17 protein-coding genes are annotated in these 17,943 nt (G+C 48.3%); 12 read left to right on the forward strand and 5 right to left on the reverse strand.

Going from position 1 to position 17,943, the window contains the following annotated elements; translation table 11 throughout:
- The first annotated feature begins 1,016 nt into the window (after positions 1-1,016).
- The 8 genes from ACTTKA_RS08975 to ACTTKA_RS09010 all read left to right on the forward strand — a co-directional run bounded on the left by ACTTKA_RS08975 (position 1,017) and on the right by ACTTKA_RS09010 (position 9,669).
- Positions 1,017-1,913: a diaminopimelate dehydrogenase gene (locus tag ACTTKA_RS08975; RefSeq protein WP_442724774.1), complete on the forward strand. Its 897-nt coding sequence runs from the start codon at positions 1,017-1,019 to the stop codon at positions 1,911-1,913.
- Positions 1,914-1,994: 81 nt separating this feature from the next.
- Positions 1,995-2,846, forward strand: coding sequence for a prolipoprotein diacylglyceryl transferase (lgt, locus tag ACTTKA_RS08980; RefSeq protein ID WP_442724775.1), 852 nt, complete (start codon positions 1,995-1,997; stop codon positions 2,844-2,846).
- A gap of 37 nt (positions 2,847-2,883) precedes the next feature.
- Positions 2,884-4,062: an FprA family A-type flavoprotein gene (locus ACTTKA_RS08985; protein ID WP_442724776.1), complete on the forward strand. Its 1,179-nt coding sequence runs from the start codon at positions 2,884-2,886 to the stop codon at positions 4,060-4,062.
- Between the two features lie 13 nt (positions 4,063-4,075).
- Complete coding sequence (locus ACTTKA_RS08990) at positions 4,076-4,621, forward strand: hypothetical protein (protein ID WP_442724777.1); 546 nt, start codon at positions 4,076-4,078, stop codon at positions 4,619-4,621.
- 21 nt (positions 4,622-4,642) lie between these two features.
- The gene (nagB, locus tag ACTTKA_RS08995; RefSeq protein WP_314694576.1) at positions 4,643-5,455 is read left to right on the forward strand and encodes a glucosamine-6-phosphate deaminase; all 813 of its coding nucleotides are present in this window, start codon (positions 4,643-4,645) and stop codon (positions 5,453-5,455) included.
- Positions 5,456-5,910: 455 nt separating this feature from the next.
- On the forward strand, positions 5,911-6,474 hold the full coding sequence (locus tag ACTTKA_RS09000; protein ID WP_097560250.1) for an L-threonylcarbamoyladenylate synthase: 564 nt from the start codon (positions 5,911-5,913) through the stop codon (positions 6,472-6,474).
- On the forward strand, positions 6,474-7,874 hold the full coding sequence (locus tag ACTTKA_RS09005) for a sugar transferase (protein WP_442724778.1): 1,401 nt from the start codon (positions 6,474-6,476) through the stop codon (positions 7,872-7,874). Before ACTTKA_RS09000 ends, ACTTKA_RS09005 begins: the two co-directional genes overlap by 1 nt.
- Positions 7,875-7,884: 10 nt before the next feature.
- Positions 7,885-9,669 carry a chloride channel protein gene (locus ACTTKA_RS09010; protein WP_442724793.1) on the forward strand — a complete coding sequence of 595 codons (1,785 nt, stop codon included), beginning with the start codon at positions 7,885-7,887 and terminating at the stop codon, positions 9,667-9,669.
- Here the strand turns inward: ACTTKA_RS09010 and ACTTKA_RS09015 are convergent.
- The 5 genes from ACTTKA_RS09015 to ACTTKA_RS09035 all read right to left on the reverse strand — a co-directional run bounded on the left by ACTTKA_RS09015 (position 9,630) and on the right by ACTTKA_RS09035 (position 14,526).
- Positions 9,630-10,745 carry a TIGR04133 family radical SAM/SPASM protein gene (locus tag ACTTKA_RS09015; protein ID WP_442724779.1) on the reverse strand — a complete coding sequence of 372 codons (1,116 nt, stop codon included), beginning with the start codon at positions 10,743-10,745 and terminating at the stop codon, positions 9,630-9,632. The genes ACTTKA_RS09010 and ACTTKA_RS09015 overlap by 40 nt on opposite strands.
- A complete protein-coding gene (locus ACTTKA_RS09020; protein ID WP_442724780.1) occupies positions 10,735-11,250 on the reverse strand; it encodes a radical SAM-associated putative lipoprotein in 516 nt (171 codons plus the stop codon). The genes ACTTKA_RS09015 and ACTTKA_RS09020 overlap by 11 nt, the downstream gene beginning before the upstream one ends.
- A 14-nt stretch (positions 11,251-11,264) precedes the next feature.
- Complete coding sequence (locus ACTTKA_RS09025; protein ID WP_442724781.1) at positions 11,265-11,723, reverse strand: radical SAM-associated putative lipoprotein; 459 nt, start codon at positions 11,721-11,723, stop codon at positions 11,265-11,267.
- 118 nt (positions 11,724-11,841) lie between these two features.
- Positions 11,842-12,537: a response regulator transcription factor gene (locus ACTTKA_RS09030; protein ID WP_442724782.1), complete on the reverse strand. Its 696-nt coding sequence runs from the start codon at positions 12,535-12,537 to the stop codon at positions 11,842-11,844.
- A gap of 36 nt (positions 12,538-12,573) precedes the next feature.
- A complete protein-coding gene (locus ACTTKA_RS09035; protein ID WP_442724783.1) occupies positions 12,574-14,526 on the reverse strand; it encodes a tetratricopeptide repeat-containing sensor histidine kinase in 1,953 nt (650 codons plus the stop codon).
- A gap of 663 nt (positions 14,527-15,189) precedes the next feature.
- Between ACTTKA_RS09035 and ACTTKA_RS09040 the strand changes: the two genes are divergently transcribed.
- The 4 genes from ACTTKA_RS09040 to ACTTKA_RS09055 all read left to right on the forward strand — a co-directional run bounded on the left by ACTTKA_RS09040 (position 15,190) and on the right by ACTTKA_RS09055 (position 17,903).
- Positions 15,190-15,384, forward strand: coding sequence for a hypothetical protein (locus ACTTKA_RS09040; RefSeq protein WP_442714685.1), 195 nt, complete (start codon positions 15,190-15,192; stop codon positions 15,382-15,384).
- 70 nt (positions 15,385-15,454) lie between these two features.
- Positions 15,455-15,829, forward strand: a complete 375-nt coding sequence (locus ACTTKA_RS09045) for an HU family DNA-binding protein (RefSeq protein WP_442714684.1) — start codon at positions 15,455-15,457, stop codon at positions 15,827-15,829.
- Positions 15,830-16,001: 172 nt separating this feature from the next.
- Positions 16,002-16,751 (forward strand): DUF6935 domain-containing protein, encoded by a 750-nt coding sequence (locus tag ACTTKA_RS09050; RefSeq protein ID WP_442724784.1) that lies wholly within the window; start codon positions 16,002-16,004, stop codon positions 16,749-16,751.
- 240 nt (positions 16,752-16,991) lie between these two features.
- Entirely contained in the window at positions 16,992-17,903 is a 912-nt protein-coding gene (locus ACTTKA_RS09055; RefSeq protein ID WP_442724785.1) for an Ig-like domain-containing protein, read from the forward strand.
- Positions 17,904-17,943 lie beyond the last annotated feature (40 nt).

A 17,943-nucleotide genomic window follows, 5' to 3' on the forward strand; every position in this document is an offset into this window, starting at 1 on the left:
TGCGTAACGGCAGAAAAGAAAAATACCCTCTTGACTACCGTTGCAACAAAGTCATGGTCAATTGTTAATTGTTATGCGTGGTACACGCCGAATCATGTACCTGAAAATAACCATTAACCATTGACAATTAACCATTAATTTGTCATTCAAAGCGAAGCGAAGAATCTTTTTTCTTTTTCCTCGCGGGATTCCTCACTGTGTTCGGAATGACAGGGGGGGGTATTCGCGTCCATTCGTGTCCATTTGCGAGATTCGCGTTCGGATAACCCTACATAACAATTAACAATTGACCATTAACAATTGAATTATGTCAGGCTTTCAGCCCTCTGAACAAGGTCTGGGAATCGATACCCCACCCTTGCGGGATGAGGCTGAAATATAACGGGCTTTCAGCCCTTGTGCCCTGTGCGGGCTAACCCGGGGCGTTGATATGAACATCCCCCCAGCCCCCCTTTAAAGGGGGGGAAGAGCAAGCGAAGGGGGGATGTTATCCCTTCAAAAAGGGGGAATGCAGGGGACTGAACGCTGACTACTTTAAAAGCCCTGAAAGGGCGCATTAATTCAGCTCAATGTGGAGCGAAGCGAAGCGTTGGGAAAACAGGATGTACCCCGATAAGAGGGCTGAAAGCCTGACATAATTTCTTTTTAGTTACTTTTGGGTCAAGCCAAAAGTAACTAAAAAGTCAAGGCTTCGTGCGCTTCGCACGCCTTCGCGACGCTTGCAGGTCGGAAAATCAGATAACTCGCTTCGCTTGGGACAGCCTGATTTTCTTTCGCCCTGCTCGCTGCTCCGTCGGCTCACTGCCCGAGGCCCAAGGACGAACGCCGAAGTGTTCGGAAGATTTGCCCTTTTCTTCCGAATAAGCCTGCCTAACCGGACACCTCGCGGCAAAAAAATGTCATCAGGATGGAAATACATATTTTTCGCTCGAAAGCTTGGAGAATGTTCAAAAAAGGAATACTTTTGAACCCTGAAATAAGAACCATCCGATGAAGAAGTGCGGATTCACGTTACAATGAAAAGAATAAGAACAGCCATCGTAGGATATGGCAATATTGGGAAATATGTACTGGAGGCGCTGAAGACTGCTCCCGATTTTGAAATCGCGGGCATCGTACGCCGCCATCCGCAAGACGTTCCGGAAGAATTGAAAGGGTATCTCGTGACGGACGCTCTGAAAAAACTGAATGGCGTCGATGTCGCCATTCTGGCCATTCCTACCCGACAGGTTGAATCCTACGCCAAAGAGGCAATCGCACTCGGCATGAATACCGTCGACAGCTTCGATATTCATACCGGGATCGCTGCGCTGCGTCGCTCTCTGGACGAAGAAGCTAAAAAGTGCGGCGTTGTATCCATCGTCTCGGCCGGTTGGGATCCGGGAAGCGACTCCGTCATTCGCGCCTTGTTACAGGCTATCGTACCGAAAGGTATTACGTACACCAACTTCGGGCCCGGCATGAGCATGGGGCATACCGTCGCCGTCAAAGCCGTCGAAGGGGTTAAAGCCGCCTTGAGCATGACTATTCCGTTAGGGACAGGCATTCATCGGCGGATGGTTTACATCGAGCTGGACGAAGGACATGACTTTGCCGCCGTGGCCGAGGCCATCAGGAAAGACGACTATTTCGCGCACGACGAGACGCACGTAATGCAAGTCGATTCGGTCGAAGACTTAAAAGACATGGGACATGGCGTTCATCTCGTTCGCAAAGGCGCGTCGGGCAACACACAAAATCAACAGATCACATTCGATATGAGGATCAACAACCCCGCCTTGACGGCTCAGATTCTCGTGGCGTCCGCCCGGGCATCGATGAAACAGACCCCCGGCGCTTACACGATGATCGAAATACCGGTGATCGACCTGCTCCCGGGCGATTGTGAAGAGTGGATCAAAAAACTCGTTTAATGCGCATCCAAATCAACAGAAATACGAACAATTTATCGAATAATGACGGCCTATTGGCTTCAATGATCAGCTTATAAGAAAATGTTATCAGATATCACCTGGACAGCAGACCCTGCAATATTTACCATCGGATCGAAAGAAATACGCTGGTATTCACTGATGTTTATCATCGGGTTTGGAATCGGTTATAAAATCGTGGAACGGATGTGGAGACGTGAAAGCATCAATCCGAAATGGATTGACCCGCTCCTTTATTATACGCTGATCGGAACAGTTGTCGGCGCACGCCTCGGACATTGTCTTTTTTACGATCCGGGCTACTATCTGTCGCATCCTATCGAGATCCTGAAAGTCTGGGAAGGCGGTTTGGCCAGCCATGGCGGAGTACTCGGGATTATTGTCGCAATCTATTTCTATTCCAAACACGTATCGCGACAAAGCATGCTTTGGACGTTCGATAAACTCGTCGTGCCGACAGGGCTCGTTGCCGCTCTGATACGCATCGGCAACTTGATGAACCACGAGGTGTACGGTCATCCGACCGACCTGCCGTGGGGCTTCCGGTTCATTGAAAATCTGCACGCATGGCGACAAGGCGCAGAGCCGATCTTCTCGGCACCGTCTCACCCGACACAAATTTACGAGGCCGTCTGCTATCTGCTTACGTTCGTACTCTGCATGTGGCTTTACTTCAAGAAAGAGGCATGGAAAAAAGAAGGCTTAATCTTCGGTATCTTTATGATTTGTATCTTTACCGCTCGGTTCTTCATCGAATTTCTGAAAAACAATCAGGAAGATTTCGAGGCGGCCATGCCGATCAATATGGGACAATGTCTGAGCATCCCGTTCATCGTGATGGGGATTTATTTCGTCGTGCGAGCATGGAAACGTTCGAATCTCAACATCATGAAACCAAACACAGGATATAAATAAACATTTTAATTCTATATATGAGGCTAATATACACGATATGAAAGCTATTACGAAAAATATTTATTACGTAGGCGTCAATGACCGCCAAAAACATTTGTTTGAAAACATCTGGCCGCTTCCGGGGGGCGTTTCGTACAATTCATACCTGATCGCCGGCGAGAAAAGCGCACTGGTCGATACCGTCGATATCTGCTACTCGGATACGTTCTTCAAAAAAATCGCCAAGATTTTAAACGGGCGTACACTCGATTATCTCATTGTCGGTCACATGGAGCCGGACCATGCGGGAAGCATCCGCCTGCTGCGCCAGCAGTATCCGGACATGAAGATCGTCGGAAACCGACAGACGTTCGGCATGCTGGCCGGCTATCACAACATCACGGAAGGACTGCACGAAGTAAAAGACGGCGAGAGCCTCGATCTGGGAACACATAAGCTGACATTCTACATGGCACCGATGGTACACTGGCCGGAAGTAATGTTTACATACGAAGAAACGGAACGCGTGTTATTCTCGGCCGATGCTTTCGGTACGTTCGGTACCCTCGACGGAGGAGTGCTCGATACGGAGATGAATACAGACCGTTATTGGAGCGAGATGATGCGCTACTACTCGAACATCGTTGGTAAATACGGCGGCCCGGTGCAAAAAGCGTTGCAGAAACTTGCGGGAGTCGATGTTCAAATGATCTGTTCGACGCATGGCCCCGTCTGGACGGAACAACGCGGTCGCGTCATTGAGATTTACGACCGTCTCAGTCGTTACGAAGGCATCGAAGGGGTGACGCTCGTTTACGGAAGCATGTACGGAAACACCGAACTGATGGCCGAAACTATTGCGACAGCACTGGCCGAAGGAGGTGTCAAAAATATCGCCATGCATAACGTGAGCAAGAGCCATTCCTCTTATATCCTGCGCGACTTATTCAATTATAAGGGCGTGATTATCGGCTGTCCGACTTACAGCAATCAGTTGTTCCCCGAAATTGACGCGTTGCTTCAGAAAATCGAACTGCGCGAACTCAAAAACAGGGTATATGGCTATTTCGGTTCATTTACTTGGGCAGGTGCGGCCGTCAAACGACTGGGAGCATTCGGAGAGAGCATGAAATGGGAGTGTATCGCCCCCCCTGTCGAGCAGAAACAAAGCATCAGTTCGGAAGAAGAATGTATTTCCCTCGGCCGGTCGATGGCGGAAAGAATATTGTCTAAATAAAAAACTTAACCTCTTGAAAACATTTTCTTTTATATCTTTTTCCCTTTGGTTGGGAATCAGTTTGTGCAGTTGTACGGGAGTAAATAAGGAGTATGTGTACAACGAAACAGTTAGCAATAATGTATATTGGATAACAGAGCATTATGTAGAAAGTGTATATGCCGATTTCAAAAACGGCTATATACAAACAGCCTACGAAATGAGAAATGATCCGATGAACGAATTCCGTAACAAAACACCGGAGACTGTTTCGGATAACTTAAAAAAAGAAATCGATAGCGCTTTCGAGAAATTAAATGCTCTCGAACCTTCTGAACAGGCTAGAGATTTTCATCAGGCAATCACTGATTATTTAAATGCAGTAAAAGGTCCTTTAGCTGATGCTTTATTGGCATATTGTACCCTTGATACTCTTGATGAGGAGCAAAAAAATGCATTGACTCAAAAAGTAAATGAAGCTTATGACAAAATATCTGAAATTGAAACAGGTATGATTGAAGTGCAAAAGACGTACTTCAAAAACGTAGGGTTAAAAGGCAAAGAAAAAGAAACAGATTGAAATCATACAAAATAATTCATCATGAGAGTAATTATTGAACCAACTTACGAGTTAATATCTCAATGGGCAGCGAATTATATCGCCGCAAAAATGATTCAGGCCAAACCGACAGCCGAAAAACCGTTCGTACTCGGACTGCCGACAGGGTCGTCGCCGCTGGGCACGTATAAAGAGTTAATCAACCTTTATAAGAATGGGAAGATCTCTTTCCAACACGTGATTACGTTCAACATGGACGAATATGTGGGTATCCCCGAAGATCATCCGGAGAGCTACCATACGTTCATGAAGAAGAACTTCTTCAGCCATGTCGATATTCAGGAAAAGAACGTGAACATCCTCGACGGTAATGCCAAAGACCTCGAAGCCGAATGTGCCGGTTACGAAGAACGTATCCGTAAAGCAGGCGGAATCGACTTGTTCCTCGGCGGCATCGGGCCGGACGGACACGTCGCTTTCAACGAGCCGGGGTCATCGCTGACATCACGTACCCGTATCAAATCGTTGACAACCGATACGATCATCGCCAATTCGCGTTTCTTCGACAACGATGTGAATAAAGTGCCGAAGACGGCGCTTACCGTCGGCGTCGGAACCGTTATGGGTGCGAAAGAAGTCGTTATCCTCGCCAACGGTCATAATAAAGCACGCGCCTTGCAGCAGGCCGTCGAGGGCAGTGTGAACCAGATGTGGACAATCACGGCCTTGCAGATGCATCCGAAGGGTATCATCGTATGTGACGAGGCTGCATGTGCCGAGATCAAGGTCGGAACGTACAACTATTTCAAGGATATCGAGAAAAACAACCTCGATCCGAAATCGTTGCTGAAATAAACAGACCGTAAGCAAAGGTCGGGCTGTGTCGGAATGAATTTTCGGCACAGCCTTTTTGATATCTTCACGAAGATTGATTACAATCATTGATGCAGGAGATAAATCTGTTTAGGTAATTTAACCAATCAACTTGCAGGAGATAAATCTGTTTAGATATTTTAATCAATCAACTTGCAGGAGATAAATCTGTTTGGATATTTTAATCAATCAACTTGCAGGAGATAAATCTGTTTAGATATTTTAACCAGCCATCGGTGCGGGGGATAAATCTTCACGAAGATTTATTACAATCAATCTGCGGGAGACAAATCACAACTGTGATTTATTACAATCATCGATGCGGGAGAGGTTACGCATCCAAGTCTCCTACCGTTTCTCCGGTATAATTTTGGCGCTCATTTAATATTTTTCTATTTTTGTCTTTTCTAAAAAGCATGGAAGAAATAACTGAGAACATAACAGATGATTTAAAAGAAGCATGCCGGGTATTGCAGGCGGGCGGACTGATTCTCTACCCGACGGATACGATCTGGGGCATCGGTTGCGACGCGACGAACGAAGAAGCCGTGCGTAAAGTGTACGAACTGAAGCAACGCGCTGACCACAAGGCGATGCTGGTACTGGTCGACAACCCCGCCAAGCTGAACGGCTATGTAGACGAAGTGCCCGATGTGGCGTGGGATCTGATCGAACTATCCGCCAAGCCGCTGACCATCATTTATTCCAATGCCAAAAATTTAGCACCCAACTTGGTGGGTGAAGACGGCAGCGTAGGCATACGCATCACACGCGAGCGTTTCTCACACAACCTGTGCGAACGGTTTCGCAGGCCCGTCGTTTCCACTTCGGCCAATAAAAGCGGAGAACCTTCGCCCTCATCGTACAGCGACATCCCGCAGTCGATCCGTGACGGAGTAGATTACATCGTTCGCTATCGGCAGACGGAACAGATACAGGCACGACCGTCAGGCATCGTCAAAGTCGGCCGGGGCGGACTGATTCAAGTAATACGGGAATAATGAACAGGCACAGGCAAAGACTGAAATACCTCCTTTCCGATTTCGTCACGGCGGCCATTGTGTGGTGCATCATAAATATACTGCGTTACTACGAAGTAGCGCAGTACGAAGGTTTTCATTCCTTAGGCCAGTTTCTGACCTTTCACCAGGTCATTATAATGCAGCTCTTTATCCCTCTCTTCTGGATTGCGTTATACTATCTTTCGGGGTACTACAACCGTCCTTTCGGGAAGTCGCGTATCATCGAATGGTTTACAACATTCGTAAGCATTACCGTCGGAGTTGTTCTGATTTTCTTCTCCGTCATCCTCAACGACCTGCCTCGTTCTTTTGAAATCTATTACAAGATATTCTTCTCGTTCGGTGCGTTACAGTTCATTCTCACTTATACGTGTCGTTATGTGATAACGAGCCACGCTCTTCACATGGTGAGGCTACGGAAATGGGCAACGAATGTGTTGGTAATCGGAACGGGACGACAGGCGCTCCAGATGCGTGACGATCTGACAAGGTTAGGTTACCGGGTGCTCGGTTTCGTGCAGGATCATGCGCCGGCCGATACAGCCATCGACCCGCAGGAGATAGCCGGCACCATAGACGATTTGCCCGAACTCATGGCTACAAGTCCGGTACACGAACTGATCCTCGTTCCCGATCCCGAACGTCACGAAGAGACCATACGCATTCTCTACTCGCTCTACCATTACAAATGTCCCATCAAAATCTGGGCAGACAAAAATAATCCGCTAACCCGTGCGGAGGTGAAGACCATACACGGCATTCCGCTGATCGACGTCACAAGTAACAACTTCTCCGAAGCCGGTAAGAACATCAAATGGCTGGCTGACAAGATCGCGTCCCTGCTTGCGCTCGTTTTACTCTCACCGCTCTACGCCTATATTGCCGTGCGCGTGCGAAAAGACTCGAAAGGTCCTGTTCTTTTCCGGCAAGAACGCATCGGGTACAGGGGCAAGCCGTTCACGATTTATAAATTCCGTACGATGTATGCCGATGCGGAAAAACGGGGACCGATGCTAACAGCCCAGAACGATACGCGCGTGACGCCGTTCGGCCGTTTCCTGCGCAAGTACCGCCTCGACGAGTTACCCCAATTCTGGAATGTGCTCCGAGGGGATATGTCGCTCGTCGGACCTCGTCCCGAGCAACGCTATTACATCGATCGTATTGTTCGCAAAGCACCGTATTATTACCTCCTGCACAATGTTCGTCCGGGCATCACCTCGTGGGGAATGGTGAAATACGGATACGCCGAAACAGTCGACAAGATGATCGAACGTCTCGCCTACGACATCCTCTATTACGAAAACATGTCGCTGGCTCTCGATATTACGATTTTAATCTATACCGTAAAGATTGTATTTACGGGGAAAGGAGTATAAATTGACAACATTGACAAACGAAGGACGATTTTATAAATTTCTGCTCTGGCGCGAAAAGCATATCAAAGAGCGTTCCTTTATTCTTCTCATCAGTTTTCTGGTAGGAATCGCCGCCGCGATGGCCGCACTGCTTCTCAAGTTTCTCATCCATTCCATCCAGCACCTGCTGATGGGACATTTTCAGGAAGGAGCGAACTACTGGTTGCTGGTTTATCCGATTATCGGCATTTTGCTGGCCGGTTTGTTTGTGCGTTATATCGTGCGCGACGATATCAGCCACGGCGTCACCAAAATTCTGTATGCGATCTCGCAACGCAAGAGCCGGATCAAACCGCATAACATATGGAGCTCGTTAGTAGCCAGCTCCGTTACCATCGGGTTCGGTGGGTCCGTCGGCGCCGAGGCGCCCATCGTATTGACAGGTGCCGCCATCGGTTCGAATCTGGGACGACTGTTTCGCATGGAGCAGAAGACCCTGATGCTGCTCGTCGGATGCGGAGCGGCCGGTGCCGTAGCCGGCATTTTCAAGGCGCCCATCGCCGGACTCGTGTTCGTGATTGAAGTGTTGATGCTTGACCTGACCATGACCTCCGTACTGCCGCTACTGATTGCTTCGGTAACGGCTGCCACCATGTCTTACATCTTTTCCGGCACCGAGGCCATGTTCCGGTTTTCACAGACCGAAGCGTTTTACGTCGGACGTATCCCGTATGTGCTGCTGCTGGGCATTTTCTGCGGAATCATCTCCCTGTATTTCACCCATAGCATGATTCGCATTGAAGGATGGTACCGCAAGCTCTCGCATCAATGGCAAAAATTCATTCTGGGTGCAGCGATGTTGAGCATCCTGCTGTTCCTCTTCCCCCCGCTCTACGGCGAAGGATACGACACGATCGAGTCGCTTCTCGACGGACGGTTCGCGAACCTGATCGACCGCAGTCCGTTTCATCAGATCGATATCGGTTACTGGAGCATCGTCATCTTTCTGGGTTTGATTCTGCTCACTAAAGTATTGGCATCAGCTGCCACGAACGGAGGAGGCGGGTGCGGCGGTATCTTTGCGCCCAGTCTTTACATCGGATGTATTGCGGGTTTCCTTTTCTCGCATATAATAAACTATTTCGGTCCTTCCATCGAACTGTCGGAAAAGAATTTTGCGCTGATGGGCATGGCCGGCACCATGGCCGGCGTGATGCACGCTCCGCTGACGGGCGTGTTCCTCATCGCCGAACTGACAGGCGGATACGACTTGTTCCTTCCGCTGATGATCGTATCGATCAGCTCGTACGCAACGATCAGGGCCTTCGAACCGCATAGCATTTATTCCATGCGTCTGGCGCAAAAAGGGAAACTGCTGACGCATCATAAGGATAAGGCCGTACTGACGCTGATGACCGTGAATAGTGTGATCGAAACGGATTTTATCCCCGTGAGTCCGGAGATGACGCTCGGGCATCTGGTCAAGAATGCGATTGCCGAGAGTTCGCGGAGCATGTTCCCGGTGGTCAATAAAGACGGCGTACTGTTAGGACTCGTCTTGGTAGACAATATCCGCAATATCATGTTCCGCCCCGAGTTGTATGAACGCTTCCACGTGTCACGCTTTATGGTTTCGGCTCCGGCTAAAATCGTCGAAGGGATGCCTATGGAACAAATCATGCGTATCTTCGATGATACGAAAGCATGGAATCTGCCGGTCGTCAACGGAGAAGGGAAATACATAGGCTTCGTTTCGAAGTCGAAAATCTTCAATGCCTATCGTGAAGTGCTCGTTGGAACTTTCTCAGGCGATTGAGCCGCAAGCCCTTCCATGATCCGGCGGTGATGGCAGACAAGCAAGTCGCCGTTGTCGCCGTGTAGATGCATGCCATTGCCTTCGCAATACCGGAACATTTTGCATTCGGCGCATGCGCCGCGCCGTGCCCATTCACGATCGCGATAAGGGACGAAAGCGTTTTCCCAAACGTCGATAAAACGATCTCGGTAGATATTACCCTGATGGAAGTCGGCGCGGATGCTCGGACAGCCGGATATGGATCCGTCGGCCAGTATCGATGCGGTCGAGACGCCTGCGCTACATTCATAAAAGTGATCCCGCACATCCATTTCATAACCTCCCAAAAAGCCTTCGCAACCGTACGACACACGGAAACCTTCACGACGACAGTCTCGGATAAAATCCATCAGCTGTACGAATTGCACACTGCTCAACTGCAATTCCGGCATATCGGCAGCGCGTCCGACGGGAAAGACGGTAAAGATCCGCCATTGCTTTACGCCTAAACCGAGTAGGTATTTCTTGAAGTGCGGCAACTCACCGAAGTTTTTGCGATTGGCACAAGTGACAATATCCCAATTCACACCTTCCGTTTGTACCAATGCTTTCACCGATTGTTCGGCACGACAGAAACTGAGGGGATTGCCTCGAAGCCAGTTGTGCGACTCCTCGAAACCGTCGAGGCTGATCGTAGCCGAACGCATCCCGGCGGCAAGAAGGCCGTTCAGTCGCTGCGCGAACAACATTCCGTTCGATACGATCCCCCATGGATATTCACGGTCGTAAAGCGCGCGCCCGCACGCTTCGATGTCGGGGCGTACAAGCGCTTCGCCGCCGGTAAAAATCACAAGAACCTTATGTCTGTCGACGAAAGGAGTGATTTCATCAACGACCCGCAGGAAATCAGCCGCAGGCATGTCGGGATGTGCCGCCGATACACGACAGTCACTCCCGCAATGGCGACACGCTACGTTGCAGCGCAACGTACATTCCCAAAAGAGCGTCCGCAATTCGTGTAGCTGCACACGGTTGCGGTGCATCTTCCGAAAAGCCTCAAGTGCCAGCCGCTTACGTAGCCCCAGCTTATTTTCCATCCTTTTGATGCTTTCTCAACGTGACACGAACCTCTTTTTTTATATGGCCGTGATTCCAACCTTTTCCGTTTTTTGCCTCGGACGATACGAATACGGCCGTTCCTTCTTGCTTTTCATAGACCGGATGCGGGGAAACATCTTCAAACTGCATGTTAACGAGCACCGTATCTGTAGGGAAACCGTTATACGTATATTCAAACGTCCCTTTCGACGAGGTGTATGTCGTATCACGAACAGGCACACGATGACTGGGCTGATTCGGAACAAAAGAAGCCTTGGCCGCCGTAATATGCTCCACGTCGGGAACAACTACACGAATGCCGGAAAGCGCCTTACCACCCTCGTCCGTCACTTTCCCCGAAACGGAAAACGTGGAGTAAGGTGTTCCGTATTCGAGCGGTATCTCCCCTCCGTTTTCTTTACTGCATGAGAAACCAAGCAACGACAATAGCCCCGCCAAAGCCCAATTAGTACCCTTCACTAACCTGCGATTCCATTTTTTCATCTTCCGACTCTCCTTTATTTTTTCGGTTTTAGTTTAATATCAACTTTTTTTCTGGCAGCTCCCTCAAACCAGCCCTTGCCTTTCTTATAGTAGTCTTTCTCTTCAAACCGTACCGCAATGGTATCGGAGGCATAGCTGCCGTTTGTCTCGCCATCCGTATCGGTAACGATCATCACAAAATCTTTACCGGGAAACGTTGTAACAGAAGCGGAATAATGTCCCATCTCGTCCGTTTTGACAGTAATACCCGATTCGATGTAACCACCTCTTTTACCTTGAGCAAGTTTTACTTGAATGTCCGGAATATTTTTTCCTGCTTCGTTGGTTATTGTTCCCTTCACTTCGTATTCGGCATGGGGAGTTCCGTATTCTACTCCTCCAACGATGTCACACCCCGAAAACCCTAAAAACGACAATAACCCGGCCAGTGCCCAGTTGGTGCCTTTTAAAAATTTACGCCCGATCTTTTTCATGTTTGTAGCATTTTATATACTATCATGACGGTAAAAATACGCCAAACGCTGCCATGAAACAAAAAAATCATTTTTTTAGCATGTCTGTGCTCTCTTTAGGCTATCCGGTCGTCGAAAATTACAGTTTCACGATCCCTTCACGGATGGCATATTTGATCAGATCGATCGTATGTTTGAATCCCAATTTGTTGAGAATTGCGCTTTTGTACGTATCGATGGTACGTGGACTGACATTCATTTTATCGGCCATTTCTTTAACCGACATTCCATCACCCAATAGGTTTAGGATCATGATTTCTTTGTCCGAAAGTCGGTCGGAAGGCGTTTCCTTCTCTTTTTTCTGAAAAAAGCGAATCTTCGGCTTTTCCTGAACATAACGCTGTTTGAGATAGATATCGTACATCATTTTCGAAACGCTGTGGCCATAATACGGATTACCTTGATAGACCGTCCGGATCGCTCGCAACAAATCATCTTGGCCTCCCAGCTTACTCATATATCCGTCTACACCGATATCCAACAGTTCGGTGATTAACTCTTCCGACACTTCGGATGAGAGAATGATGATTTTGACGGATGGATAATCGTTTTTTAAACGTCGCGCGATTTCTACACCGGAGATATCCGGCAGCATAATATCCAGCAGAACAATGTCCGGAAGCGTTTCTTTTTCGAGTAGAGCAAAAAACATGGCACCCGATCCGGCTTCATATAGCACATGCAGTTTGATGTCTTTGCTTTGGCCAAGTGTGGTACGTATTCCTAAACGAAAAAGTTCGTGATCATCTACTAATGCAATACGTAATCCGTCCATATCATTTTTCGGTTATAAACAGAGATTGTCTTACTTTCAGAAATTTACTTTATTCAGTTCAAAACTCATGCAGGTTCCTTCGCCGTTACGGCTTTCAATTACAAGATGGCTTCCGTTGCGACGGAGAAAGTCTTTACAGATAACCAGTCCCAGTCCGCTGCCTTTCTCTCCCTGTGTCCCGGCCGACGAGATGTCGGAAGTCGCCCCTGCGCGTATGGCTTTGACTTGTCTCTCCGTCATCCCTGTGCCCGAATCTTTTATACTGATACAGGCCGATGTCGTCTTGCTGACGAGCGAGATGTGTATTTCACTGTCGGGGTGTGAGAATTTGACGGCATTGTTGATCAGGTTACGCAGCACGGTCGCGATCATCTCCCGGTCGCCAACGACGTAGCAACGTTCGGGCATCTCGGTCGTGATACGTATATTTTTGTTTTCGGACGAGATCGCGTATAGATTGGCTGTTTCGGCAATCGTATGCGTAATATCGAAAGGCAAAGGCGAGAATTTGGCCTTTCCCGTCTGTACCTGAGCCCAGCTAAGCAAATTCTGCAAGAGTCCCATCTGCGATTCGGACGCGATCCGGAACCGTTCCAGATAATAGAGCAAATCGTCCGTTTCGTAGGCGTCATAGTTGGCTATCAGCGTGTCGAGCGTTGCTTTCTGTGCGATAACCGGCGATTTCAAGTCGTGCGAGATGATGGAGAAGAGCTTATCTTTTGTTGCGTTGGCTTCGGCCAGCTGCCGGTTTCGTTTGCGTCGCTGTCGCAGCAGCAGGTAAAGCATACCGCATAATAACAAGGCGAACACGGTAGAAAGAGCGAAAAGCGTGCGGTGCTGTTTCGTCTGTTCAATCTCGGATTGTTGTTTCTGTATTTGAAGTTCTTTCTCTGCTGTTTCGTATTGCACCCTTAGGTTGTTCATCTGTTGGGTCGTTTCCATTCGGTAAAGCGAATCACTGAGAATGAAATTCCTTTCCAGATAGCCAAGCGCCAACGCCGGGTTCTTTTCTTTGTAGAGCGTGTAGAGCCCCTCCTGACAGCTCCTTTCTATCGCTAACGCTCCGATTTCTTTGGCAATCTTCTCGGCCTCTTTATAATAGGTTTCCGCCTCGTCAGGTCGTGATAAGAGTTGTTTGAGCCATCCTAACTGTCCGTAAGCGATGGCCAGCGATACCTTATCCCGTGTTGTCTCCCGAAGAGCTTCGATCACCCGACGGTAATAGTTTTCGGCTTTGCCCCATTCGTTCATATTCAGATAAGCATTTCCGATACTCAATTGCCGGATCGGTATCTTGTCTGTCCATCCGTTTTTCATATCGAGGGCTAACGCTTCTTCGAGCAGCGGCAGCGCCTTTTCGGGCTGTCGCATGTCGGCATACATTCCTCCCAAATTGCCCAGACGGACGGCCAGCGCCTGTTCGTCTTTCTGTTTGCGCGCTATATCTATCGCTTTTATATATAAGGTAAGGGCCAACGAGTCGTTTCGCATATGATGGCAAATGTTAGCCATGCTGTTACAGGCTCGTCTCAACATGACCGGGTCGTTTTTTTGTTCGGCGATCGTCCGTAAAGTCTGCATTTGTTCAAATGCTTCGTTATACATGCCCAGACGAGTATACGAGGCACTCATGACGTGCAGCACATCCTCCAGCCGAACCGTATCGTGCAACGTTTGCGCCCAGCGATAACACCGTTTCATACAGTCGATACTTTGTTTGAAAGCCGAATGTTCGTAGAAATACGTGCCCGCTTCGAGGTAAACGAGCATTCGGAGGCTGTCTTCCGGAGTATGAGCGGTAAACGGATGGTTCCACTCGGACGATCGCTCCTCATAGAGAAAGGTCATCAGCCGATTGGCGGCATCTCGTCGTTGGGAAGACGATCGTGCATCTTCAAAAACGACAAGCAACGAGTCGGCCGTTTGTTGCGACGCTACCGAAAAGGCAGGAAAGAGAAAAAGTAATGCGAAACGTAGAAAAACATTCATGATCCTTATCCTATTATATATATGTATACATTTTGTTCCCGATTGTCGGATTTTTCCATCGACGGTGCAAAATTAAGACCAGAAACAGACCTTGTCAATGAGTAATTTACTCAATTTTGAAGTGGAGAATGTTTTTTAACGATTATTTAGTGTTTAGCTGTCGATCCTTCGGGCGTTTCGATGTTTTTTGTTTAGCCGTCAGTTATCATTCAACGATTCAACATTCAAACACCCGCAAGGGCAAGCGTGTACCACGACAATTCTCCATTTTTACGGCCCGCAGGGTATCTAAGGGCTGAAAGCCCGTTTTGTTTCAGCCCAATCCCGTCAGGGTACTACTCTGATATATCTCTCTCTTTTCGTTCATTTGCATTTGATAAAAATCGTAACCCCTTATTTTCAATAAATAGAATCTGAAGGACTGCGTACTTACGCAATTTTTTGCGTATTCACGCAGAGAAAAACGCTGCGTACTTACGCAAAACACAGATAAAAACTGCGCAAAATACGGATAAAAATTGCGTGAATTACGGATTGACAAGCCCCTGTTGAGGATTGTATCTTTGTCGGTAGAAAATAAACAAGAAAAAGACAACGAGGAAACGGAGAAAGAAAACAGACGTGATACACTTCTCTCTCCGCGCTACGTAAAGACCGAATGATATGCAACGCAAGGAGCAAACGACAAGACAGGACAGACGGGAGATACTGCTTCGGAAACTGCGGCAGTTATCTAACAATTACGACCAATTATTGACGGCTTACGATGAGATTCTACACGAAACATCGTACGAAATCTTTGAGGTCGAACAAAAAAAAGCACGTTGCCTCGGCGGAGACAACAAAGAAACAATATAACAACAGCATCGAAACGACATCATCTTTAAAAAATACGAGACAATACGAATTTTTAATACATCATAAAGCTATGAAATATAAAATGATTCAGCGGGCTAACCCGCAAGACAGAACCCAAATCAAGTGGTATGCCGCCCCCGTAAACGAGGGCAGAGTGACGCAACGCGAAATCGCGGCCGACATTGTCGAGCTATCCTCGCTTTCGCGCGGAGATATATCGAATGTCATTGAGAGTCTGATCACCATCGTTCCGCGCTACCTGATGCTGGGCAGAAGCGTGAACCTCGGCGATCTAGGCACGCTCCGCATCTCGTTCGGAAGTGAGGGCGTAGACGAAAAGGAGGTCTTCATCCCTTCGATGATCAAAGGTGTGAGAGTCGTTTTCACTCCAAGCGTGGAGTTGAAAAATGCCATCGAGAACATACGCTTCGAAAAGGCTGAATAAAAGAGTTGGAAGAGAAGGCTTAGTTGCATACGTACGCGGATAAATTTTCATACGTGAGAAAATAAATTTCCGTACGTGAGAAAATAAATTTTCATACGTACGCAGCTAAACACCTCCTCCGAACGAATGTAATGATAAATCCATAAAAAAAGAAAACAACATGAAAAAAGGAATGAAAACAATCGGTACCCTCCTGATGACGCTCGGCATCATGGCATGTGCTCTGGCGTGCGATAAGGAAAACACACCCGACGGAGGAGACGATGGAAGAGACAAGGGCGGAAACGACAGCGGAAACCCCACGGAAGTATTCAGTGTTAAGATAACCGGAGCGATTGATCACAGCACCCATACCCCCAATCAGAGCGGGACGGTGGAATTCAATCGTTTCCCCGCAACCGTCGATGAGTTTAAACAGGCACGTGATGTGATTGGAGGTGAACCGCATGGCGCCGTAGCCTTGCAGATTATGGCCTTCGAAATGTACCGCCGAGACCGCAAAAAAGGTGAAGCGTGCATCCGCCTCAACAACGTGACAACGAACGCCAACGAATCCGTCCGAAGGCTCAAAGACCTGTTCAGCTCCGATCCGAACTATACCCGGCCGTATCAGATGGCCGCTTTTCTCAAAGGCGCTACGCCCCAAAACGGATACCGGCCGACTAAGCCTTACACCATCGAAGTACGGGTGAACAACGGCATCGAGTATCAGGCATCGTCCATCTACGACGCCAAGGTCATCTACCTGCAGGTACTCACCGCCGGAACCGACGGTGGAGCACGCAATATCGACGTGCTCAAAACCAAAAAGCCCGGAACGCCCGGTGAAAACGGAAAGTTCTTTATCGTCTTCAACAGCCCCGGACTCGACTCGCAAGTCAAGAAAATCGCGTCCGATGCCTCTTTTAAAGGATTGGAGTGAAAAGTGAAGCCCTTCAGGCGTTGAGGTGTTGGCTGACGAACAATTACGAATGACAAATTACGAATGACGATGTTCCGAACGCAAATGGCGCAAATGAACGCAGTACGCACCGTACAGACGCAAATCATTGCGTCCCTACAACGTGTACCACGCATAACAATTAACAATTGACAATTAACAATTAAATTAGGTCTATCTGAATGCTGACAGCTGACCACTAAACAACTAAATTTTAAAGACATGAAACGGACAAAACAATTTTCGATTTGGATCATCGCTCTTCTTGCGATGACAGTGACAAACTATGCATGGGCTGCCGATACCGTAGACCCCAAACCGGGTGGTTACAAAGTAATAGGATCACCTTGGGGAGCCGTAGTAGTCTACCCAATATCATTCAAGCCCACTGAAATAGAAGTGAGATGGAATCCCGGAACCGATGATGTGACTCCACAAAATAAGTTGAGATATAATGTAATGTGGAAAAAGTTGCCCGATGGTGTTTGGGAATACTCTCACGAAAGCAATTATCCTGTCAATATCACCTCCTATACCATTACCGGTCTCCAACCCAATACCGAGTATAAGGTTGATGTGAGCGTACGTGATGAAGCCGGTAATAGGGTGTACTACGGCGAAAAGAAGGTTAAAACCAAAGCGGCTACGACACCGGCCGTATCGGTAATGCGCGTTACGCTGAACCGAAACACGTTCACGATCAATGCCGACTACTCGATCGTGCAGCTCACGGCCACCGTATACCCGTCGAACGCTTCGAACAAGTCTCTGACATGGGCCAGCAGCGACCCGACCATCGTCTCGGTCGATTCCAACGGATTAGTGACGATCCATAAGAAAGGTAAAGCGCGCGTTACCGCCACGGCTAACGATGGCAGCGGACAAAGCGGTACCTGCGTCTTCGACGTGATCCGCACCGTAGCCAACGAAACAGTCGACGGGCTGCGGGTCTACGCCCACGGCGGCGCTCTGTATCTCACGCTCCCCGCAGCACAGACGGTACATATATATAATGTACAAGGAGCCCTCGTGAAAACACTCTTCCTCCCCGCCGGCGATCACGTACAGCCGTTAACCGAAGGGATGTATCTGGTGCGCGTAGGAGAGCAGGTAATCAAGGTGATGGTGAAATAGTCGTCAGTAATCAGCCGTCAGCGTTCAGTAGAATGACGGA

The organism is Tannerella sp., assembly GCF_052170195.1.
GTDB lineage: Bacteria > Bacteroidota > Bacteroidia > Bacteroidales > Tannerellaceae > Tannerella.

Excerpts from the sequence above, each read along its gene's own strand:
- ACTTKA_RS08975 (WP_442724774.1), top strand. The coding sequence starts at position 1,017 with ATGAAAAGAATAAGAACAGCCATCGTAGGATATGGCAATATTGGGAAA.
- lgt (WP_442724775.1), top strand. The coding sequence starts at position 1,995 with ATGTTATCAGATATCACCTGGACAGCAGACCCTGCAATATTTACCATC.
- ACTTKA_RS08985 (WP_442724776.1), top strand. The coding sequence starts at position 2,884 with ATGAAAGCTATTACGAAAAATATTTATTACGTAGGCGTCAATGACCGC.
- nagB (WP_314694576.1), top strand. The coding sequence starts at position 4,643 with ATGAGAGTAATTATTGAACCAACTTACGAGTTAATATCTCAATGGGCA.
- ACTTKA_RS09005 (WP_442724778.1), top strand. The coding sequence starts at position 6,474 with ATGAACAGGCACAGGCAAAGACTGAAATACCTCCTTTCCGATTTCGTC.
- ACTTKA_RS09015 (WP_442724779.1), bottom strand. The coding sequence starts at position 10,745 with ATGGAAAATAAGCTGGGGCTACGTAAGCGGCTGGCACTTGAGGCTTTT.
- ACTTKA_RS09020 (WP_442724780.1), bottom strand. The coding sequence starts at position 11,250 with ATGAAAAAATGGAATCGCAGGTTAGTGAAGGGTACTAATTGGGCTTTG.
- ACTTKA_RS09025 (WP_442724781.1), bottom strand. The coding sequence starts at position 11,723 with ATGAAAAAGATCGGGCGTAAATTTTTAAAAGGCACCAACTGGGCACTG.
- ACTTKA_RS09030 (WP_442724782.1), bottom strand. The coding sequence starts at position 12,537 with ATGGACGGATTACGTATTGCATTAGTAGATGATCACGAACTTTTTCGT.
- ACTTKA_RS09035 (WP_442724783.1), bottom strand. The coding sequence starts at position 14,526 with ATGAATGTTTTTCTACGTTTCGCATTACTTTTTCTCTTTCCTGCCTTT.
- ACTTKA_RS09040 (WP_442714685.1), top strand. The coding sequence starts at position 15,190 with ATGCAACGCAAGGAGCAAACGACAAGACAGGACAGACGGGAGATACTG.
- ACTTKA_RS09045 (WP_442714684.1), top strand. The coding sequence starts at position 15,455 with ATGAAATATAAAATGATTCAGCGGGCTAACCCGCAAGACAGAACCCAA.
- ACTTKA_RS09050 (WP_442724784.1), top strand. The coding sequence starts at position 16,002 with ATGAAAACAATCGGTACCCTCCTGATGACGCTCGGCATCATGGCATGT.
- ACTTKA_RS09055 (WP_442724785.1), top strand. The coding sequence starts at position 16,992 with ATGAAACGGACAAAACAATTTTCGATTTGGATCATCGCTCTTCTTGCG.